Here is a 26930-nt window from a genome sequence, read left to right on the forward strand (position 1 = left end):
CAGGCATCCCCTTGCGCCGCACCAGCATCGCGGGCCGTCGACGTCCAGGCAGGCGTGACCGATCTCGCCTGCGTGGCCGCTCGGGCCCCGGTGCGTCGTCCCGCCGAGCACCACCCCGGCGCCGAGGCCCGTTCCCATGTACAGCGCGGCGAACGTCGACGTGGCTCCGACGCCACCGGACCAGTGCTCGCCGATCGCCGCCGCGGTCGCGTCGTTGTCCAGCACCACAGGCAACCCGGTCGCCCGCTCGAGCGCCTGACCGAACTCGTGGTGCTCCGACGGACGCGCGGACACCAGTCCCAGTCCGAGGATTCGATCGCGTTCGACACCGACGCTGTCGATCAGGGCGTCGACCTCGCGGGCCATCCTGGCGACCACGACAGAAGCGTCGTCGGTGCCGCTGCCCGCGCGCGAGATGCGGGCCACGACCGCCCCGCCGAGGTTCGTCAGCACGTAGGTGATCCGCGCGTCGTCCAGGTGCACGCCGACGGCGTAGCGCGCGAAGTGGTCGAGCTGCAGCATGACCCGGCGTTTGCCGCCGGTGGACTCGGCGTGCCCGGTCTCGGCGACCAGGCCCTCGTCGATCAGGCCGCGCACGACCGTGGAGATCGTCCCGCCGGTCAGGCCGCTGGCGTTGACCAGGCCGACGCGGCTGATCATGCCGGCGGCGCGGATCAGGTCCAGCACGGCCGCCCTGGTGCTGGCGTGGGTCACCCGCGCCGGTCCGCTCACAGCATTCCTCCGTCGAACGACGAATTTGTCTCATCGACAAGTCGCGACCAGTAAACCATTCGGAGCCGTTGACTTTCTTTGTTTAGTATCTGAAGAATCCTCGCCGCGAACCACCCAGCCACGGGGAGGATCAACGATGTTCCTGCGCAAGCGGCTCTTCGCACTCGGTCTGGCGGTGGTCGTCGCGGCCACAGCGGCGTGCTCCGGATCAGGTGGCGGCGGTCAGGCCAAGGACACCCTCGTCGTCTACACCGGCCAGGCCGGCGACTTCCAGCTCAACTTCAACCCGTACTCGCCCACCTTCATCGAGGGCATGGGCACCATCAACGAACCGCTGTTCTTCTTCAACATCGCCGCCGACCAGCCACCGAAGCCCTTGCTCGGCACCGAGTTCACGTGGAACACCGACGGCACCGAACTCTCGATCACCCTGCGGGACAACGTGTCCTGGTCCGACGGCCAGAAGTTCACCGCCAAGGACGTGGTGTTCACCCTGGACATGGTCGCCAAGAACCCGGCGCTGAACAAGACCGCCTACAAGGGCACGGCCACCGCGACCGACGACACGCACGTGGTGGTCAAGTTCCCCGAGCCGGCCTACATGGACGGTCCGCAGGTGCTCGGCCAGATGTGGATCATGCCGGAGCACATCTGGAAGAACATCGCCAACCCGGCGACCGAGGTCAGCCCGAACCCGGTCGGCACGGGCCCGTTCGTGCTCGGCGACTTCAAGGCGCAGTCGTTCACCCTCAAGGCGAACCCGAAGTACTGGGGCGGTGAGCCCGCTGTCAAGCAGATCCGTTACCTGTCGCTGTCGGGCAACCAGGCGGGCGTGGACGCGCTCAAGGCCGGGTCCATCGACTGGCAGACCGGCCCGATCCCGGACATCAAGGACATCGAGAAGAACTACCCCGGGTACAAGGCGATCACGTTGCCGCTCAACCAGGTCGCGTTGTACACGTGCTCCAACGCTGCGCTGGGGTGTCAGGGCGCGCAGACCGATCCCGCCGTGCGCAAGGCGATCTACTACGGCATGAACCGCACCCAGATCAATTCGCTGGCCTTCCAGAACGTCAACAGCGAGATGTCCCCCGGCTTCACCCTGCTGCCGCGGGACACCGCTCTCGTGTCCGGCAAGCTCACCGACCGCATCGCGCCGATGAACCCGAACACCGCCAAGGCCAACGAACTGCTCACCTCCGCGGGCTACGTCAAGGGTGCGGACGGCATCTACGCCAAGGACGGGAAGCCACTCGCGTTGACGGTGAAGGTGGTCGCCGGCTGGACCGACTACATCACTGCGCTGGAGACGCTGAGCCAGCAGCTGCTCCAGATCGGTGTCAAGATCACCCCGCAGCAGCTGTCGTGGAACGAGTGGGCCGACGCGCGCGGCCGCGGCCAGTACGAGCTGTTGATCGACTCCGTCGAGCAGGGCCCCGCACCCGACCCGTACTACACCTACGCTTACTTCTTCTCCACGACGGCCACGGCGCCGGTCGGGCAGTCCGCCTACCCGAACTACTCCCGGTTCAGCAACGCGACCGTGGACAAGGCGCTGGCCGAGCTGAAGAAGACCGACCGGGGCAACCCCGCGCGGCAGCCGCACTACGACGCCATCCAGGTCGAGCTCGAGAAGTTCATGCCGTACATCCCGGTGCTGACCGGCGGAATTCCGAACGAGTACAACGACAAGGCCTTCACCGGCTGGCCCACCAAGGACGACCTCTACGCGTTCCCGGCGGTGTGGAAGCGGCCTGACGCCTCGCAGGTGTACGTGAAGCTCAAGCCCGCCGGGAAATGACGATGAACTACTACGTGCGCAAGGCCGCCTTCTACCTGGCGGCCCTGTGGGCGGCGGTGACGCTGAACTTCGTCATTCCCAGGATGCTGCCGGGCAATCCGGTGGACATCCTGATGGCGAAGCTCCAGCAACGCGGCGGGACCGTCGATCCCGCCGCCCGTCAGGCCTACGAAACACTGCTGGGCACGGGCGGGCGTGACTCGGTCTTCCACGAGTACGTCACCTACCTGGGAAACCTGCTGCGCGGCGAACTGGGCGTGTCGGTCAGCGCGTTCCCGGCGAAGGTGTCCGACGTGATCGCCGGCTCGCTGCCGTGGACCATCGTCCTGGTCGGTCTCTCGACGCTGCTGTCGTTCCTGTTCGGGGTCGGGCTCGGCGCGGTCGTCGGCTGGAAACGCGGCACCTGGCTCGACTCGCTGGTGCCCGCGACCACGGTGTTGTCGGCGGTGCCGTACTTCTGGCTCGCTCTCATCCTCGTCGCGCTGCTCTCCACGGGGCTGGGCTGGTTCCCGCTCAGCGGTGGCTACGACGTGGTCCTGGATCCCGGCTGGAGCGCGGAGTTCATCGGCTCGGCGATCTACCACGGCATCCTGCCCGCGCTGACGATCGTGATCTCGTCGATCGGCGGGTGGCTGCTGGGCATGCGCAACATGATGGTCTCGGCGATGTCCGAGGACTACGTGCTGACCGCGCGGGCGAAGGGACTGAGGGACAGCCGGATCATGATCCGGTACGCGGCCCGCAACGCGGTGCTGCCCTCGGTCGCGGGGTTCGCGATCTCGCTCGGGTTCGTGGTGTCCGGGTCGATCGTCACCGAGCTGGTGTTCTCCTATCCCGGCATCGGGTCGAAGCTGCTGCAGGCCGTGCAGAACAACGACTACGCGTTGATGCAGGGGATCTTCCTGGTGATCACGATCGCGGTGCTGGGCGCCAACCTGGTCGTCGACCTGCTGTACGGCTTGATCGACGCTCGGACCAGGGATCGGAGCGCGGTGGCATGACCAACCTCAGTCCGCTCACCGAGGTCACCCCCGAGGTACCGAGATCGCGCAATCGCTGGCGGGGCCTGCTGCCGCGCTGGTCCCCCAGGCTGGGCGCCGGTCTCGGCCTGGCCGGCGCCATCGTCCTGTTCGGACTGATCGGCCCGCTGCTCACCAGTGATCCCGCCACGATCAGGGACATCGGACTAACCCCACCCAGCGGTGAGCACGTCCTGGGCACCACGGTCACCGGCCAGGACATCCTCGCTCAGCTGGCCCTCTCCACCCGCGGGTCGCTGCAGATCGGCCTGCTCGTCGGGATCATGGCGACCCTGCTGTCGGGGGTCTTCGGCATCGCGGGCGCGTACGCAGGCGGCGTCGTCGACGAGGTGTTCTCGTTGTTCTCCAACGTGATGCTGGTGATTCCCGGCCTGCCGCTGGTCATCGTGATCGCCGGCTTCGTCCCTCCCGACCAGCGCGGCACGGCGACGATCTCGCTGGTGCTGGCGATCACCGGGTGGGCAGCCGCGGCCCGCGTGCTGCGGGCGCAGACGCTGTCGTTGCGCAACAGGGACTACGTGGCCGCGGCGCGCGTGTCCGGTGAGAAGACCTGGCGGGTGATCTGCGTGGAGATCCTGCCGAACCTGTTGCCGATCCTGGCGTCCCAGTTCGTGTTCGCGGTCGTCCTGGCGATCCTCAGCGAGGCCGGGCTGTCGTTCCTCGGACTGGGCGCGGCCAACTCGTCGACGCTCGGCACGATGCTCTACTACGCCCAGAACGGGTTCGCGCTGCAACGTGAGGCGTGGTGGTGGTTCGTTCCGCCAGGGCTGATCATCGCGTTGTTCGGCGGCGCTCTCGCGTTGATCAACTTCAGCATCGACGAGATCATCAACCCGAAGCTGCGCGATCGTGCCCGGCGCAAGCGTGACGTGGTGGCCGTTCTGCCGGAAACCGCCGCTGCCGAACAGGACGCCGTGCTGACGGTCAAGAACCTCAACGTCGTGTATCAGGCCGATACGCCCGTGCACGCGGTCAAGGACGTGTCGTTGACGTTGCGGCGCGGCGAGATCCTGGGTCTGGCCGGGGAATCCGGCTGCGGCAAGACCACGCTCGCGTATGCGATCAACCGCCTGCACCGGCCGCCGGCCGAGGTCACGTCGGGGTCCGTCGTGTTCCACGACCGCGACGGCGAGGACATCGACGTCCTGGCACTGGCACCGGAAGAGCTCAGGGCGTTCCGCTGGGTCAAGCTCTCCATGGTGTTCCAGGGCGCTATGAACTCCTTGAACCCGGTCACGCCGGTCCGCGCGCAACTGCAGGACGTGCTACGCACCCATCGGTCCGACATGTCCACTTCGGACCGAGAGCAGCAGTGCGTGGAGGTCTTCCGCCTCGTCGGCATTGATCCGGAGCGACTCGGCTCCTATCCGCACGAGCTGTCCGGTGGCATGCGGCAGCGAGTCATGATCGCCACGGCGCTGCTGCTCGATCCGCAGGTGATGATCATGGATGAGCCCACCACCGCGCTGGACGTCCTGGTGCAGCGGGAGATCCTCAACGAGATCAGGCGGTTGCGTGACGAGCTGAGCTTCGCGGTCGTGTTCATCACGCACGACCTGCCGTTGCTGCTGGAGCTGAGCGACCGCATCGCGGTGATGCGCGACGGCGAGGTCATCGAGTACTCCACCGCCGAGGACCTGTACCTGCGGCCCCAGCACCCGTACACGCGTCAGCTGCTGGCGTCGTTCCCCAGCCTGACCGGCGAGCGAGGAGCGCTGATCCCATGACCACGCTGGAAGTGCGCGGCCTGACCAAGACGTTCCACAAGCTGTGCGCGGTGGACGACGTGTCGTTCACCCTCACGCCGGGCAGGACCGTGGCCCTGGTCGGCGAGTCCGGTTCCGGCAAGTCGACGATCGCGAGGATGATCGCCCGCCTGGTCAGGCCCACGTCGGGCGAGATCGTGCTGACCGGGCAGGACGGCGAGCCAGTGCCGCAGCGGAAGTATCGCGACCACGTTCAGATGATCTTCCAGGACCCGTTCGCGTCGCTCAACCCGTTCCACACCGTCGAGCACCACCTCGCGCGGCCGTTGCGACTGCATGGGCGTTCTCGTGCTGAGGTACCGCACTTGTTGGAACGCGTCAGCCTCACCCCGGACTTCGCGCACCGGCGGCCGCACGAGCTGTCCGGCGGGCAGCGGCAACGGGTGGCCATCGCTCGTGCGCTCGCACCCGGCGCCAAGGTGATCGTCGCCGACGAGCCGGTGTCCATGTTGGACGTCTCGATCCGCCTGGGAGTGCTCAAACTCCTCGCCCGGCTGCAGCGCGAGGAGAACCTCGCGGTCCTGTACATCACACACGACCTGGCCACCGCACGGCACTTCTCCGACGAGGTCCTGGTGATGCACCGTGGCCGGATCGTCGAGCGCGGGGACAGCGACGACGTGCTGACGCGCCCGGAAGATCCGTACACCCGCCGGCTGGCCGCCGCCGCTCCCGATCCCGAAACCCGTTTCTCCAGCGCCCGTTTCTCCAGGGGAGGACCGTCTTGATCCGCCAGTACCTGCACGACGGCTGGCAGCTGGCCGCGACCACGAACGAGGTGCCGGACAACATCAGGGGCAGAACGGTGCCCGCGGCCGTGCCCGGCAGCACCCACCTCGACCTGCTGGCATCCGGGCTGATCACCGACCCGTTCCTCGACCAGGCCGAGACCGAGCTGACCTGGATGCACCGCGCGGACTGGCACTACAGCACCACGTTCCTGGCCGCCGCGGTCACGCCGGGCCAGCGGGTGGACCTCGTGTTCGACGGGCTGGACACCATCGCCACCGTGGAGCTCAACGGCCACGTGCTCGGGCACACCGCGAACATGCACCGGAGCTACCGCTTCGACGTGCGGCAGTTCCTGGTCGACGGCGGCAACGACCTCACGGTGTCGTTCTCCTCCGCGCTGGCGCACGCCGAAAAGGTCGAGGCGGCACTCGGCCCGCGGGCCCACGTCAACGCGCATCCGTTCAACATGATCCGCAAGATGGCGTGCAGCTTCGGCTGGGACTGGGGACCGGACCTGCAGACCGCGGGCATCTGGCGGCCGGTCCGGCTGGAACGCTGGCACACCGCCCGGCTCGCCCAGGTTCGCCCGGTCGTGACCGTCTCCCCTGACGGGACCGGCCACGTCGAACTCCACACCGACGTCGAGTGGACCGCCGCTTCGCGGGAAAGCCTGACGCTGCAGATCGCCGTCGGCTCGTGCGAGCACACCGTCGTCGTCCCTGCCGGACAAGAAACTGTGGTCGCCCGTGTCGACGTCCCCGATGTCGAACTGTGGTGGCCGACAGGATACGGTTCGCAACCGCTCTACGACCTGGAAGTCGTGCTGCGCGGGCAGTCGGCCACGATCGACAGGACTACGCGCCGCATCGGGTTCCGCACGATCACCGTCGACACGACACCGGACGAGATCGGCACGCCGTTCACCGTCGTCGTCAACGACAAGCCCGTCTTCGTCAAGGGCGCCAACTGGATTCCCGACGACCACTTCCTCACCCGGATCACGCGCGACCGGCTGGCCCAGCGCGTCGATCAGGCCGTAGCCGCGCACGTCAACCTGCTGCGCGTGTGGGGTGGCGGAATCTACGAGTCCGATGACTTCTACGACGTGTGCGACGAACGCGGTGTCCTTGTGTGGCAGGACTTTCCGCTCGCGTGCGCCGCCTATCCAGAGGAAGAGCCGGTGCGCGGTGAACTCGAGGCCGAGGCACGCGAGAACGTCGCCCGCCTGATGCCGCACGCCTCGCTGGCGCTGTGGAACGGCGGCAACGAGAACCTCTGGGGGTTCGCCGACTGGGGCTGGCCCTGGCAGCTGGAAGGCCGGACCTGGGGTCTGGGCCACTACACCGAGCTGCTGCCGAAGATCGTCGCCGAGCTCGACCCGACCCGTTTCTACTGCCCCAGCAGCCCGTACAGCCCGGTTCCCGGTCTGCATCCGAACGACGAGAACCACGGCACGCGGCACGACTGGCAGGTCTGGAACGAGGTCGACTACACGCACTACCGCGACCACGTGCCGCGGTTCTGCTCGGAGTTCGGGTTCCAGGGCCCTCCGGCCTGGGCCACGCTCACCCGGTGGATCCACGACCAGCCGCTGACCCCGGCGTCGCCGAGCTTCCTCACGCACCAGAAAGCCGAGGACGGCAACGGAAAGCTCGACCGCGGCCTGGCCGCGCACCTGCCGGTCCCGAAGAGCTTCCCAGACTGGCACTGGGCGGCGCAGCTCAACCAGGCCCGCGCGGTCGGCTTCGGCATCGAGCACTTCCGCTCGTGGTGGCCGCGCACGGCGGGCGCGGTCGTCTGGCAGCTCAACGACTGCTGGCCGGTCACGTCCTGGGCGGCGATCGACAGCGAGGAACGCCTGAAGCCGCTGTGGTATGGGCTGCGGCACGCGTTCGCGCCGCGGATCCTGACCTTCCAGCCACGTGACGGCCGCTTCGTGCTGATCGCCGTGAACGACCACGACGAGCCGTGGGACGCGCACCTCACCCTGGATCGGCAGACGTTCCGGGGTGTCACGCTGCATTTGACTAGACTCCGCCGGACGGTGCCGCCCCGGTCAGTCGTTGTGCTGGACCTGGACGAAGCGCTGCAGCAGCCGGTGAACGACGACGCGGAGGTGATGGTGGCGACCACCGCCGACGCCCGCGCGATCCTGCCGTTCCGGCCGGACTTCGAGCTGTCGTACGCCCCGCGTCCCCTTGTCGCCCAGGCAGAAGCCGTGGACGGCGGCTACGAGGTCGAGGTACGCGCCGAGTCGTTCGCCCAGGACGTGGCGATCCTGGCGGACCGGGTCGCGCCGGACGCCGTCGTGGACGACATGCTCGTGCCGATGCTCGCCGGAGAGGTCCGCGTGTTCCACATCCGCACGGACGCCGTCGTCGACCCGGCGGCCTTCACCGATCCGCTGGTTCTGCGCTGTGCCAACGACCTCTGCGCGGTGCCCGAGTGACCAGCTCGCTGACGGGCGCGGTCGGGCTGGTGCTGGCCCGGCCCGCGCGACTGCTCGGCGTGGAGCCGTTCTTCATGGAGTTCATCGCCGGCATCGAGGAACGGCTGGCCGAGCGCGACCTCTCGGTGCTGCTGCACGTCGTGGCGAACCACGAGGCCGAGATCGCCGCCTACCGCCGCTGGGCCGCCCGCGGCCTGGTGGACGCGGTCGTCGTAGTCAATCCGACGGCCGACGACCCCCGTCCGGCCGTGCTCAGGGCACTCGCCCTGCCCGCCGTCGTCGTCGGCGACGATCCAGACCTGCCCGAGGTCCGCACCGACCACGCGGGCCCGGTCACCGAAGCCCTCGGCCACCTGCTCGACCTGGGCCACCGCCGGATCGCCAGAATCACCGGGCCCCAGCCTTGCAGCACACGCGGGCCCGCACCGCGGCGCTGCTCTCGGGCTGCGCGGAGGCCGGTGTCGAGCCCGTGATCGTCGAGGGCGACTACTCGGAGGAGGCGGGCGCCAAGCTGACCACCGGGCTGCTGACCGGACCGGAACCACCGACCGCGATCCTCTACGACAACGACGTGATGGCCGTGGCGGGTCTGGGCCGCGGCCGCCTTCACTCGGCGTGGCCGTGCCGGCCCAGCTCAGCCTCGTGGCGTGGGACGACTCGACGCTGTGCCGCCTGGCCTCCCCCGCGCTCACCACGATGAGCGTCGACGTCCACCAGTTCGGCGTGTCGGTGGCGGAGTCGGTGCTTGAACTCATCGACGGCGTCCCCGTGACGCCGCGGTGGTCCCCCACCGCCCGCTACGTGCCGCGCGGGACCACGGCGCCGGCCCTCTGAGCAAGCTGCCTGACGTCCTGTCCGTTGAAGGGTCCCTCAGCGGCAGAAGAGTGCGTTCGAGGGGCTGGACGGGAAGCTGATGTTTGCCGACATCCGTCCCGCTCACCAAGACCACGCCATGCCGGCCATCCGTTTCTGCGGGTGACAGCGTCGACAAGGCACACTCTCCAGTCCCGCATCTGTCGGTCAGACGGCCGCTGGTTCCGAATTCGGTGTGTCGGGATGTCAGTGGGCGGCGGGGTCGTAGGTCATGGCCCCCACGACGTTGCCGGACGGGTCGGCGAGCCAGACGAGGTGCCCGACCCCGGCGATCGTGGCGGTCTCCATCAGTACCTGGCCGCCCGCCGCGAGGGCCGCTGTCCGGGTGGCGGCCACGTCGGCCACCGCGATGGTGCATTCGAATCCTGTGGTCGGCCGGTCCGGCAGCAGGTCGCGTCGCTGTTGCAATGCGGCGGTGACCCCGGGCCCGCCCGGCGCGCCCGCCTCGATCCGGTAGAAGCCGGGCGGTCCCCAGGGCGTGAAGTCCCAGCCGAAGGTGTCCCGGTAGAAGCGTCGGGCCATCGGTAGGTCGTCCACGTTGATCGCGATGTGTGAAAGTTCGTTCATGTCAGCACGGTAGAAGTCGTGGCGGGTTGCGCGCAGTCGCATATGCGGCTAATTCTGTCGCGTATGCGTCGCGAGCCGGACTTGCGGGGGTATGCGGTTACCCATCCGTCGGGACCGCTGATCCCGCCGCAGGCGGCGGGCTGGCATCAGTTGATCTACGCCGTGTCCGGTGTGCTGGTCGTGGATACCGCCGAGGGTCGATGGACGCTGCCTCGGCACCGCGCGCTGTGGGTGCCGGCGGGCGTCGCGCACAGACTGCGGGTGGTGCACCGCAGCGCGCTGCGCATTCTCTACGCAGGCGAGCGGGCGCGGCTGCTGCCGGCCGGTTGCCGGGTGCTCGACGTGCCGCCGTTGCTGCGCGAGCTGGTGGTGCATTTGGTGGAGCACGCGCCGATGAGCCTGGATGAGCCCCGGCATGCCCGGCTGGTCGCGGTGCTGCAAGATCTGCTCGTCGAGCTGCCGGCAGACGCGGCACTGCTGCTGCCGGCACCGGTCGACACGAGGGCGATGGCCGCGACAGAGCTGGTCACAGACCTGGATGTCGCTGCCGTGTGCCGGCGGGTGGGTGTCGGCAGGCGCACCCTGGAGCGGCTGTTCCTGGCCGAGACCGGGATGAGCATCGGACAGTGGCGGCGGCGCAGGCGGATGCTGGACGCGGTGGCACACCTCGCCGGGGGGCTGCCAGTCGCCGACGTCGCACTACGGGTGGGTTACACCACGCCCAGCGCATTCAGCGCCGCCTTCCGAACCGAACTCGGCATGTCTCCATCACGCTGGCAACCCAGCTGACCCCACCAGTCGTCGAGCCGCCCTCGGCCTTACCCAGGGCACGAAACTCGCATCTCGGCATGACCGCACGTTGGACGCTCGGTCGATCGTCCACTGTGGAGAACGCCGATCACACCCTGACAGCGGCATGAGCGGACGTGGACGCTCAGGACACGTCGCTTCATCGGCGCACGCATGGGGAAGGTCGTCTCGCGGTGGACTGCGGGGTACGGGTGATCGTGCGAAGGCAGGTGCTGGATGGCGGTTGTGTTCGAGTTGGTGGTCAACTTTGGCGCTGCGATGGACGCCGCGCATCGCGCTCGAGATCTGGTTCTGGCGGCGCAGCCGATCGATGTGGGCGGGCGCGTCTCGGCAGCCGCGCAACGAGCCACCCACGCCATCAGCCCGTCCAGCTTCTCTCACCAGCCAATGGGATCCACACCCGCCGCGGGGTCTGCGATGGCGCCCGTAGCCACCACCTGATCTTGATTTGTCCACAAAACTAGAAAGTGGTCAAATACAGGTCAAGGGCAAAGGTGAGCGCGTTAAGCGCTCATTAAACAACTCTATGCACCATATTCCCAGTGCAGGGTCATATAGGTAGCCAACGGGAAGTAGTTGGGGTTACTGCGAAGTTCGTCAGGTCGTATCTGTCCACGAACGGCTGATTCAGCACGTTGAGCGGCTCGACGCCCATAGCCGCGACCGATCACGAACGCCGAACTCGCGTGATTCCCCCTATCGCCGGAAGTTGGTGCCCGCTATCGTGCGCTCTTCCTCTGACTTTCCCGGCGATAGGACGATAGGGAAAACGCATGACTGAGCCGTGTCCCGAGACGGTCGACCTGGCGCGACGATGGTTTGGCGGGCGATCGAGACGAGTCCGGAGCGAGCGCGGGTTCTCGGTGCGGCGCGTGGCGCAGCCGGCGGGTTACGCGTTCGGATGGCTGCCGCAGCTCGAGAATCTCAAGGCGTCGATGTGTGACCGGAAGTCGATTGTCTTGCGGGACGCTCACCCGATGATCATATGGCGTGCCATGAACACGGGGGCACGATGACGTCGGCAACGCGCAGCCTGTGCACTGGCGCCTATCTCGACCGCAAGTTTCGGGCGCGAGTACTCCGCGAGGTCTATTCCGAGGATAGGCGTGCGTTGGCACCGTCGTACGGTTTCGACGCAATTCCCGTGCTTCTGCACTGTCGGCGCGCCCGTGATTGGGCCGTGGTCCGAGATGTTCTCCTGTGCGTGTGTTTGGCGCTGTCTCTGCTGACCGGCACCCTGAACACCCTGGGCGTGGTCCTACTGCTGATCCTCTGGGCGCTGGTGACATACCTGGCCTGGCTGAGCCGGGTCGTCATTGGCCTCGACCGCGAGCGCCGGGTGTCCGCACGGGCGCAGGCCGTCCTCGCCTACGCCGGATTCTCCACGTTGTTCGTCTGGGTCCTGACATCCGCGTTGCCCGCCACGCTTGAAATCCTGACGCAGCTGTCGCAGGTGATCCTGATTACCGGCGACATTCCACAGCCCTGGTTCGGTCTGGGTGAACTGGATCCGCCGTCCGACACCGCGATCGTCCTGCTTGTGCTTCTGATGTTCGCCGTCGTGGCAATGGAGGCGCTGCAACGGCAGCTGGCCCTGGAGCAGTTGGCGCGGGGCAACCGCTGGCCCCTTGGGCTGCGCCGGCGCAGGCTGGCGACCTTCGCCGAGCGCCAGGCCGGAAACGTCACGATGTACTCGGGCCTTTCCCCGTTCGTCGGCGCAGGACAGGAACTGCGAACGTGGTCGTTCGCCCTGCGGATGGTCCGGGCCGGCCAACCGCCGTGGTTCGCGGAGGCCGGCCGACAACGGCAGGCGCCGGTCCGAGCGGTCACAGAGGAGAACGGTGAGCTGCTGTTCAAGGTTGAGGATCTGATCGCCCACCTGCGGAAACAGCTCAGCATGCTGTCGATCGAGTCCGAACCCCGGCTGGTGCTGCCCGGCCTGACCGTTCAGGACCACGTGTTCCAGGCTGCGGAGGGAGCGGGGAGCCTGACACACACCATGGACCCGTCCGCGGTGTCCGGCATCATCGCGGACCCGACCACCGCGGCGCGGCACTACCTGACCTGCCAGGTCCGGTCCTGGGACGGCGAGGTGGTCACAACGGTGTTCGTCCACGTGGCGGTGCAGGGACGAACGCTCTACCTGGAGTTCTCGGCGTGGATGTTGCCGCCGACCCAGGCCGGGTACCAGTTGCTGCGGGACCCGCGCAGAACCGAGCCTGGTGCACGGTTGGACGCCGTCGGCCAGGCTCTGACCACGTTGCCCCGTCTGGTCGTCGGCGCACCGTTCGGTGTGCTGCGTGCAGGCCGCGACGCGATGCGCGCGATCCTCAGCGCGGCCCTCCGGGTCCCTGCGGCCGACTACGACTTCGGTGCCCGCACCAGCATCCGGGAGCTGGGCGCGATGACGCTGCCTCAGGTCCGGCGCGAGAACCGGGACATGTACGTGCCCGACAACTACTTCCAGTCCCGAGACGTGGTCAAGTACTGGAAGATCCTGGAACGTCGGCTGATCGCCGCCACGTTCGACTTCCTCGCCGCCCACGACGTCGACACGGCCGAGTACGCCGAGCGCGCGCTCACCGTGCTCAACACCGGCGTCATGCAGTTCGGCGGGACCATGGGCATCCGGGACAGCGCGATCGGCACGGGCGGTTCGGTGGACCGCTCGCGCCGTGGGAAGAAGGACCGCTCCGGGAGAAGGGGCCGCCCGTGAACGAGGTGACCAACAGCGGCATCATCCAGACTGGCGGGCACATGCGGATCGAAGGCTCGGCGATCGGCGACAACGCAGCGGTCAGGCCCGGCGACGTTGCCCGAGACCGCCCGCGTCCGGCGGAGCCGCCATCAGCTATGACCGGCGTTCGAATCTTCCTCAACTACCGCAACGAGGACGAGCCGTTCGGTGCCGCTTTGGTCGACCACGAGCTTTCCGCCAGGTTCGGTTCGGCGAGAGTGTTCCGAGCCTCCAAGTCCATCAGCCTCGGCGAGGACTTCGCCGACGCCATTCTCTCGGCGGTACGCCGGTCCACGGCACTGCTGGTCCTGATCGGACCGCGATGGTTGAAGGCCGCGGACAGCAGGGGGATCCGTCGGCTCGACGATCCGGATGACTGGGTCCGCCAGGAGATCGCAGAAGCGTTGCGGCACGGGGTTCGCGTAATTCCCATTCTGCTCAACACTGACCTGCCTCGACCCGGAGATCTTCCGGAGGACATCGCGCAACTGGTGCGTGGTCAATATCTTCGCATCCATCACCGCAACAGTCGTCGCGACATCAGACGGCTGATCGACGAACTCGCCGAACTCTTACCGGAGCTGACGACGGAGAGTCAACAACCGGACCACTGACAGGTGCCAACTGCTCGACGCGTAGCTGCCGCAGGCAGACATCGCTCGACCACGCGGCCACGAGCGACCACAGGCATGAGCGCGCGTTCGAACGCTCGTCACGTTTGTGCGGGCCTGGTCGTTTCACTCGGTCGAGGAGGGGATGACGCGTCTGGCGATCTCGGCGTCGAGCGGGTTCATGTCCTCACCGACGGGGTTCGACGGCGGCCACCACAGGAAGTCGAGCGCCTCGTCGTTGACCAGCAGGCGGGGCGCGGCCTGGAGCCGGACCCGGTAGACGGCGAGGAGTTCGTGACGGTCCGGGTTGGTGAGATCGAACTCGGCCACCGCAACGCCGTCTGGTTCCACTCCGTGGATGCCGGTCTCCTCGCGCAACTCCCGGACCGCGGCCTGACGCGACGTCTCGCCCGGCTCGCGTGTTCCTCCCGGGAGTTCCCACTGCCTTCGCCAACTGTCGAACATCATGAGTACGGCGCCCGCGTGCTCGACCACGACCAGGGCCGCCGGAACGGCCACCCGATCGTCCAGGCGCTCCAACTCGACGTCGGTGACGACACGAAACCCCACCAACGCGTTGCCTGCGCGGTCACGGATCGGAAGCGGAGTCACGAGAGGACGTCAGAGACGGGCCGTTGCCGAACGCCAGGCAACTCGTCTGGAATTGCCGGCGGAGCGGTGAGTTGCATGGCGCGCTGATCGAAGAACAGGCGGGCGATGAGGTCTCCGCGGGAGCCTGCGCCAGTCTTGGAGAAGATCGACTTCAGGTGGTCCTGGACGGTGTAGGTCGACATCCGGAGCTGGTTGGCGATCTGTCTGGTCGGCAGGCCTTGCGCTACACGTTCGGTGACCCGTCGTTCCTGGAGGGTCAGGCCGTACACGTCGGCCAGCAGTGGTGCCATCTCTGCCGGACGAGCTGCTTCGAGCAGCACCGCGACCGGTGCCGTCGTGCCTTCGCCCAGCAGGGATGCCCGGACTATCACCCAACGCCCTGCCTTGGTGCGCACACGCGCTCTGGCCAACCCAATGCCGGCTTCTTGCCCCTCCTCCCGGCCGCCGATGGCACGGGCCTGCTTGGCGACCGCACGGATCACCAGTGGGAGCGTTGTGCCTGCTCTTGTGCCGACGCCGAGTTCGTCGATCCATTTCTCGGCCACCTGATTGGCGAGGTCGACGCCGTCATCGGGACCCAGGACGAGCATTCCGGCGTCGTGGCGGTCGGCGCAGGCGTCGTCCAGCAGCAGCGACCGGCGCAGTCCGTCCGAGATCAAACCGGTCAGCGATGTGACGAGCCGGACCTCGGCGGGCGAGAAGTACGGGCGGTCCTTCTCGCGGAACACGGTGAGCGCGCCCCAGGTGCCGGTGCTGCTGGACAGGACGACTCGGAGTTCGTCGGAGTAACCCTCAAGGCGCCGGACCTCCCGGTGACGACGGCTGAGGTCGAGCTCGCCCGCTGTGACGTCGCTGAGGCTCGCTGCGGTTCTGCCCGCGCGCGCCATGTCGACCCACTTGGTGTAGTCGGGTTCGCGCAGCTCGATCTCGACGAGCCGGCTGATCGCGTCCGCGGGCATCCCGTTCTCGACGAACTCCGCGGTCGGCAGCATGGTGGCCGGGTCCATCGTCATCAGGCAGGAGCCCTCCGACGGCACCGCGCCATCGAGCGCATCGCTCACCGCGCGCCAGTAGTCCTCCACACCGAGCCCGCGGTGGACCAGCCGCGAGATGGTGTCGCGGAGCCGGTCGTGCACTGGCTGGGCGGTGGCCATGCCTCAACCTAGCCGACCCCCCAGAAATGTGGGGATGGCCGCGAGAACCCAGGTCGCAGCATGATCGCCGCAGGCAATGGAGGTACCGGGAATGAGAACGTTGCACGTCGGATTGCGGGTGACCGATCTCGGGCGGTCGCTGGCGTTCTACACGGCTGTCGGCTACGAGGTCGTCGGCAGCGTGCCCGAGGCGCCGATCGGGCATCTGACCATGATCAAGCTCCCCGACGACGAGTTCGTCACCGTCGAGCTGGTTCACGACGGCAACCCGGTAGACCGTGGCACCGACGTGAGTCACTTCGTCGTGCAGGTCGAGTCGATGGCCGACACGCTCGACAGGCTGGCCGGCCACGGGATCGAGCCGGACGCCCCAGGGCAGGAAACCGATGACGGCATGAAGACGACGTTCATCACCGACCCGGACGGTCGCCGGATCGAACTCGTCCAGTGGCCCGCAGGCCACACCGACGGCATCACCGCCGCCGACTGGCCAGAGAAGGGGAATGAGAATGGGTAGGACGCCTCTGCGGCTTTACATGTCCATGTCGGTCGACGGGTACATCGCCGGGCCGGACGACCGGACGGGCCAGGAGCTCGGCCGCAACGGAGGGCGGCTGTTCAACTGGCTCGACGACCGGATGTCCGAGGGGATCAACGGGCAGGTGTACGCGGAGGCCGTGTCGACCGGCGCCGTGATATCCGGGCGCCGCACGTACGAGCTGGCCGGTCGATGGCAAGGCGACCACCACGACGGAGTGCCGATCCACGTGCTCACGCACAACATCGACCCGGCCGACGAGCCACCGGGCAGCGTGAAGTACTACACCGACGTCAACGCGTGTGCCAACGAGGCCCGGGAAGCAGCGGGAGATCGAGCCGTGCTGGTCCACGGCGCGGGTGCGGCGCAGGCGTTGCTGGCAGCCGGCCAGCTCGACGAACTCGAACTGCACCTCGTCCCGGTGCTGCTGGACGGCGGACGGCGGCTGTTCGAGCCGACCGGGCACGGCCACGTCGAACTGGAGCTCGTTCGCCGGCTCGAAGGCCGCGACGTCACACATCTGCGTTACCGCATAGTCCATTGAGAAGGGATCAGGACCGCTTGCGGGCCAGCAACGTGAACGTGTTCGGCAGCTGTCCCCGCCACGCCGCCGCGTCGAGACCGTCCCACCGCCAGAACGGCTCCGCGTGCTCGGCCACGTGCAGCAGCTCCAGGCCGGCGCCGAGCACCGCAGTGATGATCTCGCCCAGCGTCGCCTGCCACTCCACCGCACCGTTGCCGGGGTAGCTGTCGTTGACGTGCGAGCGCTCGAAATACCCGCGATCCGGCCGGATCCTGGGCGCGTCCTCGTCCCACGTCCACAACGGCACCATCGGATGCGCCTCGTGCACGAACAGGTGTCCGCCCGGCCGCACCAGCCGAGCGACGTCCGCGGCCCAGGCGTTGAGGTCCGGCATCCAGATCAACGCGCCCTTGCCGGTGTAGACCAGGTCGGCGCAGCCGTCCTGCAACGGAGCGCCCGGCAGCGCGGCGACCACGTACCGGCAGTTGACGCCCAGCTCGTCCGCCCTGCGTTGGGCCGCGGTGGCGGCGACCGCACTGAAGTCGACCCCGACGACGGACCGGGCGCCCTCCGCGGCCAGTGCGAGGTCGTCCAAGCCGTTCCCGCTCTGCAGGTGCACAACGGCAGGTGAGGCCGCCAGCAGCGGGCGCAGCAGTTCGAGTTCACACTCGACCAGCGACGACTCCTTCCTGGCTTGGTCAAGCACTTCCTCGTGCTCGACGACGTACTTCTCCGACGCCGCTTCCCATGCGATCCGGTTCCGCTTCATGCTGGAATCCACTGGGACACCTCCCCTTCCACGGGAAGATCATGCCCCAGACCGGCGGACGTCAGAGGAACATCGGGATCGGGTTCAGCTCCGAACACGGGGTGGGGAAAGCGAGCCTGCCGAGCCGAACCGGCACGTCGAACAGCCGCCCTGGTGCGTACCGGGCCCAGAAACCGCGCAGCCCGGGCACGACCACCTTCACCACAGGTAGCCCGATGTCAGGCCGAGTCTGGTCGAGCACGAACACCTCCAGACCCGCCTTCTCCAGCCGCGCCTGTACATCCAGCACATCGCTCAACAGATCACCGGAAGAGGCGTACGAGTGATGAACCGGAGACCCCGAGGGCAGCAGGTAGGGCTGGTTCGACACGGTGGCGGTGGAAAGCCAATGCCGGAAGTCGGGGTCGTCCCATCCGTCGCCCTCCAGAATGGCGGGCATCATCTGGTTCACCTCGGTCAGCGCGCGACGCAACGCCAGAACCGGATCGAGGTGAGCGCCGAAGCCCATCATGATGTCCTCGCGTTCGCCGGAGACCCGCCTGGACAACGCCACCACGACAGGCACGCCGATGTCGGACGTCAGGTCGAGCGCCCACACCTCGCGACCGAGTCCGGCGTGCACGGACCGGAACGACTCGATCCACGGATCCCCGCCCAGGTCGACAGGGAGCTGCGAAGTCCGGTTGTACCACCACAGAGCGGCAGCATCGCGTTCGACGAGCTCCAGCATTCCTTGCAGGACAGCGTCTTCCAGCGAGGACCCTGCCGCGTTGCCGTTCGAGTCGGCCGCGAGCCGATCGTCCGCCTCGTGGTTGAAGTAGAGGAGACCTGTTGGCAGCAAACGGTGTTCGCTGCGCGTCAGCGACCACACCGGCGTCCAGTCGATCTCAGCGTCGTCGTCGAACGGGGCGCAGACGTACTGGAAGACCGAGTGTGCGGCGTTCCAGGACGAGCGATCCTCGAACTGACGCGGGTCGTACAGGTGAACCGTGTCGGGATGGATCGCCTGTGCGCCAAGCGAACGGTAGCTGCCGCGTACGCGCGCCTCGTCGCCGTCGGCGTGAGCGCTGTGCCGTTCCAGTGCCTCGCACAACGCGCCCACCTCCGCGTCCAAGGCGGTGACACCCTTGCCGCCGTTCTGGGAACGCAAGGCGGAACGGAGGCGGGCCGCGCCGCGGTTGCCGAGTGCGAGGTTCGGTCCGGAACGGAAGGCGTTGAAGAACGCCGGGCCACGGTCGTCGCGGACGACGTCCTTCACCACACCGGTCACCGGGCTCACCAGGTGACGGTAGGCGGACAGAACCTCTTCTGGCGTCGAGGAACGGTGTCCACCACCCGACGTGTGCGCCTTGGGTCGCGAGGACAGCTTCACGGGGCGCCAGGCCTGCTCGCTCACCAAGGACGGGTTGCCGCAGGAACGGCACTGCGGACGGGCGGAGACGGAGTGCCGCCTGCCCGTCAGGTCGCGGCTGTCGAACATCCACACGGATTGCTGACCGTCGTAGCGGTGGCCCGCGACCCACTTGGCCGCCTCCAGGGCGACCAGGTTCAGCGCGACGGCCTGCAGGGGCTCGAAAACCACAGGAGACCGGGGTACCGCGCCCGGAAGGCCGAGGGCGGAACGCACGTGGGCTTCCGCGGGCCGGTTCGCCCAGAGCCGATGAGAAAGGCAGTGGTAGCAGGGTCCTGAGCCCGGCGTGAAGAACGGGCCGATGCACACCTTGGCGCCGACCGGCTTGGCCAGCAGCCACGGGCGACCGGAAGCACGAAGCTTCTCGTCCACTTCGGACAGACCGTCGACCAGGTAGTCGGAGACCAGGACGACGGTCAGTGAGCCGTCGCCCTCGGCGATCGAGGGCAGGTCAGCGTCGACACCGAGGCAGATCACCTCGACGTCAGGCGTTCCAACGGGTTCGACGCCCAAGGCGTCCCAGTAGGCGGAGCCGGACGTGCGCAGGCCGACGAGCCCCGCCTCCGCGAGCTCCGTCAGCAGACCGGCGGTGTGTTCGGGCGAGGCGTCGAGCTCACGGCACAACGCGGCGAGATCCCGGCTGCCGTCGAGCAGCGGAGCGAATGCCGCTACGTGGGGGCCGCGCAACGCGGTGGTGTTCTCTTCAGAGAACACGTACACCGCGTCGCCCGGTACCACCTCGGCACGCAGGTGCCGCTTGAACCCGATGTGTCGCGACGTCACGCCTGGGCGGAGTGATCGCCGCGGGTGCAGCCGGTTGTGAAGCAGTCACGTGCGTCGCCGCCGAAGCCGGCGCCGTCGAACGTGTCGATCATCAGGCCGGTCCGCCCGCTCGGCGTGATGTCGAAGAACTGCTCGAGCTCAGCCGTGAATTCCTTCATGACAACCTCCCCTTTGTGCACTCTGATTCACAACCACGTGGAACGCTTCTCATCGTGCATCGGCATGATCACCTCGAACAGGTCACGAACCGGTCACCTGTGACCGGTCCGGCCTGACAGGATTCGCACACGACAACGGCGTACCGCCGGATGGCGGTACGCCGTTGTTTCCGAAACTTGCTGGGGAAGTGTCAGCTTCCGGTCAGCGAGATGGCCAGGTCGGTCATCGCCAACGGGAACTGCCCGATGCTGGTCGCCGTGCCGTTCAACAGGTTCACGCTGTACAACGACGACGTGCCGTTCGGCGCGACCAGAGTGGCGAACCCTGCCGCCGACACCGCCTTACCGCCACTCAACGTGCTGAAGATGTCGAAACCCGCGTTGCTGCCGCCATCCACCGTGAACTTGCCGGTGGCGGACAACAGGCCGTTGTTCGCCGGCGACTGGATGAGCATTTCGTCGGTGCCCGTGCCGATGTCGAACAACGTGGTCGCGGTGTCCTGGTTCAGGTCGTTGTTCGTGTACGCCGCGGCCGTGACACCCCTGGTCGGCCCGAGAGCGGGTGGGGTGGACAGGACGGCGTCCTCCGTCGTGGTGTGGTCGCCGAGGTTGTGCCGGAGGTTCTGGCCGGTGTCGCTGACCACCCGCAGCCGATCGGCCGCCGGGTTGAAGTCGACGCCGAAGTTCGTCCCGTACAACGCGACCGTCAGCTGCGAGACCTTCGTGATGACCGGGTCGGGCTGCGAGGGCAGGTTCGGGAGCTTGACGGTGTAGATGCCACCCTTGTTGCCCACCAGGTACATCAGGCCGTCCTGAACCCGGAAGTCCAGGCCGATCGCCACCGTGTCGCCCGTGAAGCCCTGGATCTGTCTCACCCAGTCCAGCACCTGCGGCCGATCGGTGGTGAACGTCGCCATCAACGTGCCGTCAGCCGAAATTCCGAACGCCCTCAGGCCGGACGGCTGAGCAGCACTGCTCCCACCGCCACTCGCGACGGCCGCAGCCACCGACACGACCACGGCCGCCGCAGCGACACTTCTCTTGATCCGCGCCCTCATCTGCCCACTCCCCTGTGCGAAAGTCCTTGCGGCAGAAGCTATTCGACAGGTCTGGACGTCGACTGGACGACAGCGGCGAGATCAGTAGTTCCCGGTCAGCGAGATGGCCAGGTCGGTGATCGCCAGCGGGAACTGCCCGATGCTGGTCGCCGTACCGTTCAACAGGTTCACGCTGTACAACGACGACGTGCCGTTCGGCCCGACCAGGGTCGCGAACCCCATCACCGAAACCGCCTTACCGCCACTCAACGTGCTGAAGATGTCGAAACCCGCGTTGCTGCCGGCATCCACCGTGAGACTGCCGGTCGGCGCCAGGGTCCCGTTGTTGGCCGGTGACTGGATCAGCACCTGGTCGGTCATCGTGCCGATGTCGAACAGCGTGGTCGCGGTGCTGGGATCCAGGTCGTTGTTCGTGTACGCCGCCGCGGTGACGCCCTTGGTCGCTCCTGGCGTCGGCGGGGTGGAGAGAGTCGTGTCCGTGACGGTGGTGTGCGTGTTGAGGTCGTGGCGCAGGTTCTGGCCGGTGTCGCTGGTCACCCGCAGCCGATCGGCCGCCGGGTTGAAGTCGACGCCGAAGTTCGTCCCGTGCAACGCGACCGTCAGCTGCGAGACCTTCGTGATGACCGGGTCGGGGTACGAGGGCGGGCTCGGGAGCCTGACGGTGTAGATGCCACCCTTGTTGCCCACCAGGTACATCAGGCCGTCCTGGACCCGGAAGTCCGTGCCGATCGCCACCGTGTCGCCCACGAAGCCCTGGATCTGTCTCACCCAGTCCAGCACCTGCGGCCGATCGGTGGTGAACGTCGCCATCAACGTGCCGTCGGCCGAGATCCCGAAGGCGCGCAGACCCGCGGCCGGAGCAGCGCTGCTGCTGCCGCTCCCCGCGACGGTGGCGGCCACCACCGACGCGACCACCGCCGCGGCGGTGACACCCCGCTTGATTCGTGCGTTCATCAGACTCACCCATTTCCCCGTGGAAACACCTTGCGGCACAAGCTATGCGGCCGGACTGGACGTCGATTGGACGTCGGTTGGACCTGCCGCGGCTGCCTCTTGCGGGCACCCCTGAGCAGGCACCACATTGGGAGCACACGAATTCGAGGGGGCGCAATGAGGATCAACGGGGTGATGGTCACGGGAGCAGTGGTGGCGTTCGTTGCGGGGATGTCGCTCACCACGGGCACGGCGGCCGGGGCCGAGGAGAAGAAGTGCTCGACGCCGGTTCTGACGTCCGTGCCGGTGCATCTGACCGATCCCGGCCTGTGGAGCTACACCTACCGGGTCACCTGGTGCGTGGAGGAAGGAACGATCACCGACATCACGCACGTGGTAACGCACGAGGAGTACAGCAGCACGTGCGTCTGGGTGGCCAACATGGAGGAGTCGGACAAAGACGCGCCGGACGGCAACGGGGCCAGAGAGGCGTTCAACATGGCCGAACTCTCCTGCAAGAACGCGGCCGGCACGCAGGGAAGCGTGAACCCGTGGGGCGCCATCCTCGTCCGGCCGGACGGCACCAGCGACGTCCTGCGCAAGGGAATCGGGGATGTCATTCAGGCCTAGTGGTGTGGGCTCACGCCACTAACTCCGGCCCGCCGCAGCAGAGCGAGGGTGGCCGCCTCGGCGTGGCGATGACCAGTCTCCCTGTGGATGGCGAGCGCACGGAGCGCGTGATCGGTGCCGTCCCGTGGATTGCCCGACGCCATCAGGATGCCGGCGAGTGCGGTCATCGCCTGGCCTTGCAGCGCAAGGTAACCCGCGCTCTCCGCGTGAGCCAGGGCTTGCCTCGCCTGACCGAGGTCCGCGGTGACGGTGGCGAGGCCGATGAGGATGTCGATCTCGGGATACCGGTCGCCGATGTTGCGGACGAGATCGAGTGCCTGACGGTAGTGCCGGATCGCGTCCGCCCGATGACCGAGCCGGTGGTCCACGGCGGCGAGCGTGGCGAGCGCTTCCACCTCGGTACGGGGATCGCCCGTCTCCTGCGCCAGGACGAGGCCGGTGCGGGCGTGCTCGAGTGCTTCGGCCACGCGGCCGAGGTCGCTGTACGCCGCGGCCAGCCTGCCGCGCGCCAGGGCCTCACCACTGCGGTTACCGCCCTCGTGATGGAGGGCGAGCGCACGGGTGAGCAGCTCGGCCGCTTCGACGGCCAGCCCGCGGGCGCGCTGTGTCTGGCCGAAGTTGCCGAGGTTGAGCGCTTCGCCGTAGCGCGACCCGATCTCCCGATACCGGCCCAGCGCCAGGGTGTAGTGCTCGGCCGCCTGCTCCAGCCGGCCCATCTCCCAGTGGACGAGGCCCAGATTGCCCAATGCGACGGCCTCGCCAGCCGGCTGGCCGATGCGCCGGCTCAGCACCAGGCACCGGTCGAAACGCGCCGCGGCGGCGGCGAGCCGCCCGGACTGCCAGTAGACACCCCCGAGGTTGCCCAGCACGGCGGCCTGGGCCTCAGCCCACTCCGCTCGCCGCGCAAGCAGTTGCGCGTGGGTGTAGTGCCGGACCGCCTCCTGGTAGCCGCCCTGCCGGTAGTACAGGTCGGCCAGGCTCAGCCGGGCAGCTGCCCGCGCGCGGGGCTCGCCGGACTCCTCGGCCGCGGCCAGTGCCGCTCGCGCCGTGGCCAGCCAGTCGATCCGGCGTGTGCACATCCAGAAGTAGCCGCGGAGAGCGTCGGAGAGCAGCCACGCCATGGCTCGTGGCCCGCCTCGCGCCGCGCTCCTGACCGCCGCGACGAGATTGGCACGTTCGGAGTCGAGCCAGTTCGCGGCCTCGGCCGGACCGGTGACGCCGGCCGGTGCCCGTGCGCCGAGCTCCGGTACCGGCAGTCGCAGCATGTGCGGGTAGAGCAGCCGGGCCGCGATGTCGACCGCCCGCAGGTACCAGTCGTACAGGCGCTGAAGGGCGGACTCCCGGTCTTCCTCCGTCTCCTGGCTGGACGCCTGCTCGGCCGCGTACAGCCGGAGCAGGTCGTGAAAGCTGTAGCGGCCGGGTGCGTGGAACTCGACGAGGTGCACACCGGCGAGCCGATCCAGCAACCGAGTGGCCTGCTCCGGCTCCTCGCCGATGAGCGCCGCGACCGCCTCCGCACCGGTGTCGGTTCCCGGCACGAGGCTCAGCAGGCGGAACAACCGTTGCGCCCGCGCGGGCAACGCGGCGTAGGAGAGCTCGAAGGCGGTTCGCACCGCGGTGTGCTCATCGCCCGGCACCGCGAGGGCGGTCAGCAGGTTGCCTTTCCTCAGTTCGGCCACGTGGTCGTCGATCCCGCGGCGGGATGGTCGGCGAGGTTGGCGGCCGCGATCCGCAACGCGAGCGGCAGGTGGGCGCACAGCTGGGCGAAGTCCGCGGCCGCCACCGGTTCGGCGCGGACACGCTCGGGACCGAGCACGCTCGCCAGCAGCTCCAGGGCGTCCGCGGGGCTCAGCACGTCGAGGCTGACCTGACGGGCACCGTGCGAGGCGACCAGGCCGGTCAGCCGGTCGCGGCAGGTCACCACCACCAGACATGCCGATCCCGCCGGCAGCAGTGGCCGGACCTGGTCCGGGTCGGCGGCGTTGTCCAGCAGTACCAGCATTCTCCGGTCCGTCGTCAGGGTGCGGAACATCGCCGACGCCGCGTCCAGGTCGACCGGCACGCGCTCGGCGGGAACCTCCAGCGCGGACAGGAACTGGGTGAGCACCTCGATCGGCGGTGTCGGCCCGCCCCTGGTGTGGCCTCGCAGGTTCGCGTAGAGCTGCCCGTCGGGGAACCGGTCCCCAACGCGGTGCGCCCACTGCACAGCCAGTGCCGTCTTGCCTACTCCCGCGGTGCCGGAGATCGCGGCGATCGTCACCGCACCGCCCGAGCGTCCTTCCTCCGGCACCAGACCGTCCAATGTGGACAGATGCGCGGTCCGGCCGGTGAACCCCGCGGGCTGCGCCGGCAGCTGCCTGGGCACCCGCGGCACGGGTCTGGGCACGCGCGGCGGTACCACCTCTGGTGCCGCCGTAGTCGTTGTCGTGCAGCAGTGTCGCGTGTGCCGCGCGAAGTTCCGGCCCGGGGTCGATGCCGAGCTCCTCGACGAGCCGGTCCCGCACCTCGTGGTAGGTCTGGAACGCCTGGGCACGGCGTCCGACGGCGTGGTACGCGCGGATCAGGCGAGCCTGCGCGGGTTCGTCCAGCGGCTGGTCTGCCGCTGCTTGGGCGATGTCGGCGAGCACGTCCGCCGCGGACCCGATCGCGATCATCGCGTCACCGTGGCGGGCAAGCGCTTCCCGGTGCTTCGCGACCAGCGACACGACCTTCGGATGTGCGGCGAGCACGGGAAGATCCGCGAAGGGCGGGCCGTGCCACAACCCGAGCGCCCTGCCCAGCCCTGCCGCGGTCTTTTCCCAGTCGTCGTTGCGATAGGCGTCGTTCGCCTCGGCGACGAGGTGGTGGAAGGCCACCAGATCGACGTCCACGGCATCCGGGTTCAGCGCGTAGCCGCCGTTCGCGAAGGGCAGGATCTCACTGGTGGAGCGCGCCGAGCGGCCGGGCTCCAGCCGCCGGCGCAGGTGTTTGACGTAGGTCTGCAGCACGTTCACGGCACTCGGCGGTGGCCGGTCACCCCACAGCGCGTCGACCAGGGTGCCGGTGGTCACGGGCTCGCCCTCGGCGAGCACGAGAAGTCCCAGCACGGCTCGCCGTCCGGGAGGGCCGAGTTCGAGCTCCTCGCGGTCGTGCCACGCCCGCATCGAACCCAGCACCTGAATCCGCACCGATCTCATCGCACCGCGACAGGAGCCGGACTGCCCAGCCGATCAGAGCACTGAACTGCTCCCAATGCGACTCGAACGGCAAATGCCGCAGTCGTTCTCTCGGGTTCTCCAGATGGCGAACTGTCATTCAATTCGTCGGCCACTCCCCTAATCCTAGGCATGCGGACAACAGGGGGCGGAAATGCCAGCCGGGGAAGAATTCACATCTTCACGTTCACCTGTCGAACAAGTCGAACACTGGGCCGGCCGGTCCAGCGAGTGAGGATCGAAAGGCGCCTTGTGTGCGTCCGTTGGAATGCCGGTTCTGGGTCTTCCTTCAACGCAGCAACGAGATCCTCAGATCACGCGTGATCTGAGGATCAGTGGTGTTCGTCGAGGCCGTCGAGCTGCCGTTGTACCCGTTCGACGTCTGCGGTTCGTCCCTGTTCCCTGAACAGCTCCAGCGCTTCCTGCCAGGCCGTGCGTGCCTGGTCGTGGTGGCAGAGGGCGGCGTGCGGGTGGCCGAGGTTGTCGAGGGTGCGGGCGACCTCGGTGGTGTTGCCGACGACGCGGTACAGGTCGAGAGCCTGGCCGTAGTGGTGGATCGCCTGACTGTGCCGGCCGGTGTGGTGGTCGATGAAACCGAGGCTGTCCAGGGCTCCCGCCTCGCTGTCGGCGTCGTGGTGGTGCCGGCGGTACAGGGCGAGAGCGGCCTCGCAGTGCTCGCGGGCGGTGTCGTAGTCGCCGACGCGGGCCGCGTACCAGCCCACCGCGTTGAGCGCGAGGGCTTCCCACACCGGTTGGTCGAGGGTGCGGTAGTGGGTCAAGGCGTGGCGGGCGTGCTCCAGGGCCTTCAGGTCGTCCGCCCGCTGCTCCCAGGCCCACGCGTGGGCACGATGGGTGTGGGCTTGTTCCGCTGGGTCGTGGTGGCGTTCGGCCAGGGCGAGGGCCCGGTTCAGGTGGTCGATCCCGTCCTCGTGCCGCCCCAGTTCGGCGAGGGCCTGGCCGAGGCGCCGGTAGGCGACTATGCGGGCGGCGGGGTCGGGCAGGTGATCGGCGGCGTCGGCGGCGGCCTGCCACACGGCCAGCTCGGCGTG

Annotated in this window: 25 protein-coding genes and 1 pseudogene; 13 read left to right on the forward strand and 13 right to left on the reverse strand. The window is 68.1% G+C overall.

Annotated features, from left to right (window positions below):
• The coding region (locus FXN61_RS27635; protein WP_167976946.1) for an ROK family transcriptional regulator at window positions 1–732 on the reverse strand (732 nt) is incomplete at its 3' end.
• A 136-nt stretch (window positions 733–868) separates the two neighbouring features.
• Between FXN61_RS27635 and FXN61_RS27640 the strand changes: the two genes are divergently transcribed.
• The 7 genes from FXN61_RS27640 to FXN61_RS52815 all read left to right on the forward strand — a co-directional run bounded on the left by FXN61_RS27640 (window position 869) and on the right by FXN61_RS52815 (window position 9354).
• A complete protein-coding gene (locus FXN61_RS27640; protein ID WP_167976947.1) occupies window positions 869–2533 on the forward strand; it encodes an ABC transporter substrate-binding protein in 1665 nt (554 codons plus the stop codon).
• Window positions 2534–2535: 2 nt separating this feature from the next.
• Entirely contained in the window at window positions 2536–3534 is a 999-nt protein-coding gene (locus FXN61_RS27645) for an ABC transporter permease (RefSeq protein WP_167976948.1), read from the forward strand.
• A complete protein-coding gene (locus FXN61_RS27650; protein ID WP_167976949.1) occupies window positions 3531–5300 on the forward strand; it encodes a dipeptide/oligopeptide/nickel ABC transporter permease/ATP-binding protein in 1770 nt (589 codons plus the stop codon). The genes FXN61_RS27645 and FXN61_RS27650 overlap by 4 nt, the downstream gene beginning before the upstream one ends.
• Window positions 5297–6067 carry an ABC transporter ATP-binding protein gene (locus FXN61_RS27655; RefSeq protein WP_167976950.1) on the forward strand — a complete coding sequence of 257 codons (771 nt, stop codon included), beginning with the start codon at window positions 5297–5299 and terminating at the stop codon, window positions 6065–6067. The genes FXN61_RS27650 and FXN61_RS27655 overlap by 4 nt, the downstream gene beginning before the upstream one ends.
• Window positions 6064–8520, forward strand: a complete 2457-nt coding sequence (locus FXN61_RS27660; RefSeq protein ID WP_167976951.1) for a glycoside hydrolase family 2 protein — start codon at window positions 6064–6066, stop codon at window positions 8518–8520. Before FXN61_RS27655 ends, FXN61_RS27660 begins: the two co-directional genes overlap by 4 nt.
• Window positions 8517–8993 (forward strand): type 1 periplasmic-binding domain-containing protein, encoded by a 477-nt coding sequence (locus FXN61_RS52810; protein ID WP_312878031.1) that lies wholly within the window; start codon window positions 8517–8519, stop codon window positions 8991–8993. The genes FXN61_RS27660 and FXN61_RS52810 overlap by 4 nt, the downstream gene beginning before the upstream one ends.
• 142 nt (window positions 8994–9135) lie before the next feature.
• Window positions 9136–9354 carry a substrate-binding domain-containing protein gene (locus tag FXN61_RS52815; protein WP_312878032.1) on the forward strand — a complete coding sequence of 73 codons (219 nt, stop codon included), beginning with the start codon at window positions 9136–9138 and terminating at the stop codon, window positions 9352–9354.
• Window positions 9355–9579: 225 nt separating this feature from the next.
• On the opposite strand, the gene FXN61_RS27670 is transcribed toward FXN61_RS52815, so the two are convergent.
• Window positions 9580–9960 carry a VOC family protein gene (locus FXN61_RS27670; RefSeq protein WP_167976952.1) on the reverse strand — a complete coding sequence of 127 codons (381 nt, stop codon included), beginning with the start codon at window positions 9958–9960 and terminating at the stop codon, window positions 9580–9582.
• A gap of 63 nt (window positions 9961–10023) precedes the next feature.
• Here FXN61_RS27670 and FXN61_RS27675 point away from each other — a divergent pair, with 63 nt between their 5' ends.
• The 3 genes from FXN61_RS27675 to FXN61_RS27685 all read left to right on the forward strand — a co-directional run bounded on the left by FXN61_RS27675 (window position 10024) and on the right by FXN61_RS27685 (window position 14121).
• Window positions 10024–10749 carry a helix-turn-helix domain-containing protein gene (locus tag FXN61_RS27675; protein ID WP_167976953.1) on the forward strand — a complete coding sequence of 242 codons (726 nt, stop codon included), beginning with the start codon at window positions 10024–10026 and terminating at the stop codon, window positions 10747–10749.
• 1225 nt (window positions 10750–11974) lie between these two features.
• Window positions 11975–13486, forward strand: coding sequence for an AbeC-like domain-containing protein (locus FXN61_RS27680; RefSeq protein WP_167976954.1), 1512 nt, complete (start codon window positions 11975–11977; stop codon window positions 13484–13486).
• Entirely contained in the window at window positions 13483–14121 is a 639-nt protein-coding gene (locus tag FXN61_RS27685) for a toll/interleukin-1 receptor domain-containing protein (RefSeq protein ID WP_167976955.1), read from the forward strand. The genes FXN61_RS27680 and FXN61_RS27685 overlap by 4 nt, the downstream gene beginning before the upstream one ends.
• 123 nt (window positions 14122–14244) lie before the next feature.
• Here FXN61_RS27685 and FXN61_RS27690 read toward each other — a convergent pair whose 3' ends face one another.
• Both FXN61_RS27690 and FXN61_RS27695 read right to left on the reverse strand, forming a co-directional pair.
• Complete coding sequence (locus tag FXN61_RS27690) at window positions 14245–14730, reverse strand: NUDIX hydrolase (RefSeq protein WP_167976956.1); 486 nt, start codon at window positions 14728–14730, stop codon at window positions 14245–14247.
• Window positions 14727–15884, reverse strand: coding sequence for a helix-turn-helix transcriptional regulator (locus tag FXN61_RS27695; protein ID WP_167976957.1), 1158 nt, complete (start codon window positions 15882–15884; stop codon window positions 14727–14729). The genes FXN61_RS27690 and FXN61_RS27695 overlap by 4 nt, the downstream gene beginning before the upstream one ends.
• 91 nt (window positions 15885–15975) lie before the next feature.
• Between FXN61_RS27695 and FXN61_RS27700 the strand changes: the two genes are divergently transcribed.
• Complete coding sequence (locus FXN61_RS27700; protein WP_167976958.1) at window positions 15976–16401, forward strand: VOC family protein; 426 nt, start codon at window positions 15976–15978, stop codon at window positions 16399–16401.
• Window positions 16394–16966 carry a dihydrofolate reductase family protein gene (locus FXN61_RS27705; RefSeq protein WP_167976959.1) on the forward strand — a complete coding sequence of 191 codons (573 nt, stop codon included), beginning with the start codon at window positions 16394–16396 and terminating at the stop codon, window positions 16964–16966. Before FXN61_RS27700 ends, FXN61_RS27705 begins: the two co-directional genes overlap by 8 nt.
• Window positions 16967–16973: 7 nt before the next feature.
• Here FXN61_RS27705 and FXN61_RS27710 read toward each other — a convergent pair whose 3' ends face one another.
• The 5 genes from FXN61_RS27710 to FXN61_RS27730 form a co-directional block, all read right to left on the reverse strand.
• A complete protein-coding gene (locus tag FXN61_RS27710; RefSeq protein ID WP_167976960.1) occupies window positions 16974–17714 on the reverse strand; it encodes a class I SAM-dependent methyltransferase in 741 nt (246 codons plus the stop codon).
• Between the two features lie 61 nt (window positions 17715–17775).
• On the reverse strand, window positions 17776–19908 hold the full coding sequence (locus tag FXN61_RS27715; protein ID WP_312878033.1) for a TOMM precursor leader peptide-binding protein: 2133 nt from the start codon (window positions 19906–19908) through the stop codon (window positions 17776–17778).
• Window positions 19905–20066, reverse strand: coding sequence for a hypothetical protein (locus FXN61_RS27720; RefSeq protein WP_167976961.1), 162 nt, complete (start codon window positions 20064–20066; stop codon window positions 19905–19907). Before FXN61_RS27720 ends, FXN61_RS27715 begins: the two co-directional genes overlap by 4 nt.
• 191 nt (window positions 20067–20257) lie before the next feature.
• Window positions 20258–21124: a DUF4394 domain-containing protein gene (locus FXN61_RS27725; protein ID WP_167976962.1), complete on the reverse strand. Its 867-nt coding sequence runs from the start codon at window positions 21122–21124 to the stop codon at window positions 20258–20260.
• 81 nt (window positions 21125–21205) lie between these two features.
• Window positions 21206–22078 carry a DUF4394 domain-containing protein gene (locus tag FXN61_RS27730; protein WP_167976963.1) on the reverse strand — a complete coding sequence of 291 codons (873 nt, stop codon included), beginning with the start codon at window positions 22076–22078 and terminating at the stop codon, window positions 21206–21208.
• A gap of 156 nt (window positions 22079–22234) precedes the next feature.
• Here FXN61_RS27730 and FXN61_RS27735 point away from each other — a divergent pair, with 156 nt between their 5' ends.
• A complete protein-coding gene (locus FXN61_RS27735; RefSeq protein WP_167976964.1) occupies window positions 22235–22687 on the forward strand; it encodes a hypothetical protein in 453 nt (150 codons plus the stop codon).
• Here FXN61_RS27735 and FXN61_RS52820 read toward each other — a convergent pair.
• From FXN61_RS52820 to FXN61_RS27745, 4 genes and pseudogenes are all read right to left on the reverse strand, one after another.
• Window positions 22684–24366, reverse strand: coding sequence for a tetratricopeptide repeat protein (locus FXN61_RS52820; protein ID WP_312878034.1), 1683 nt, complete (start codon window positions 24364–24366; stop codon window positions 22684–22686). The genes FXN61_RS27735 and FXN61_RS52820 overlap by 4 nt on opposite strands.
• Window positions 24354–25073, reverse strand: coding sequence for an NB-ARC domain-containing protein (locus tag FXN61_RS52825; RefSeq protein ID WP_312878035.1), 720 nt, complete (start codon window positions 25071–25073; stop codon window positions 24354–24356). The genes FXN61_RS52820 and FXN61_RS52825 overlap by 13 nt, the downstream gene beginning before the upstream one ends.
• Before the next feature lie 103 nt (window positions 25074–25176).
• A pseudogene (locus FXN61_RS52830) lies at window positions 25177–25863 on the reverse strand (AfsR/SARP family transcriptional regulator); the annotation flags it as partial.
• Between the two features lie 350 nt (window positions 25864–26213).
• Window positions 26214–26930: tetratricopeptide repeat protein (locus FXN61_RS27745; protein WP_167976965.1), on the reverse strand; the 717-nt coding region annotated here is incomplete at its 5' end.

This window comes from Lentzea indica, from assembly GCF_012184385.1.
Taxonomy (GTDB): domain Bacteria; phylum Actinomycetota; class Actinomycetes; order Mycobacteriales; family Pseudonocardiaceae; genus Lentzea; species Lentzea indica.

Coding starts and splice junctions, on each gene's coding strand:
- FXN61_RS27735 (WP_167976964.1), top strand. CDS start 22,235: ATGAGGATCAACGGGGTGATGGTCACGGGAGCAGTGGTGGCGTTCGTT.
- FXN61_RS27720 (WP_167976961.1), bottom strand. CDS start 20,066: ATGAAGGAATTCACGGCTGAGCTCGAGCAGTTCTTCGACATCACGCCG.
- FXN61_RS27700 (WP_167976958.1), top strand. CDS start 15,976: ATGAGAACGTTGCACGTCGGATTGCGGGTGACCGATCTCGGGCGGTCG.
- FXN61_RS27645 (WP_167976948.1), top strand. CDS start 2,536: ATGAACTACTACGTGCGCAAGGCCGCCTTCTACCTGGCGGCCCTGTGG.
- FXN61_RS27640 (WP_167976947.1), top strand. CDS start 869: ATGTTCCTGCGCAAGCGGCTCTTCGCACTCGGTCTGGCGGTGGTCGTC.
- FXN61_RS27725 (WP_167976962.1), bottom strand. CDS start 21,124: ATGAGGGCGCGGATCAAGAGAAGTGTCGCTGCGGCGGCCGTGGTCGTG.
- FXN61_RS27675 (WP_167976953.1), top strand. CDS start 10,024: ATGCGTCGCGAGCCGGACTTGCGGGGGTATGCGGTTACCCATCCGTCG.
- FXN61_RS27695 (WP_167976957.1), bottom strand. CDS start 15,884: ATGGCCACCGCCCAGCCAGTGCACGACCGGCTCCGCGACACCATCTCG.
- FXN61_RS27670 (WP_167976952.1), bottom strand. CDS start 9,960: ATGAACGAACTTTCACACATCGCGATCAACGTGGACGACCTACCGATG.
- FXN61_RS27730 (WP_167976963.1), bottom strand. CDS start 22,078: ATGAACGCACGAATCAAGCGGGGTGTCACCGCCGCGGCGGTGGTCGCG.
- FXN61_RS27650 (WP_167976949.1), top strand. CDS start 3,531: ATGACCAACCTCAGTCCGCTCACCGAGGTCACCCCCGAGGTACCGAGA.
- FXN61_RS27655 (WP_167976950.1), top strand. CDS start 5,297: ATGACCACGCTGGAAGTGCGCGGCCTGACCAAGACGTTCCACAAGCTG.
- FXN61_RS27705 (WP_167976959.1), top strand. CDS start 16,394: ATGGGTAGGACGCCTCTGCGGCTTTACATGTCCATGTCGGTCGACGGG.
- FXN61_RS27710 (WP_167976960.1), bottom strand. CDS start 17,714: ATGAAGCGGAACCGGATCGCATGGGAAGCGGCGTCGGAGAAGTACGTC.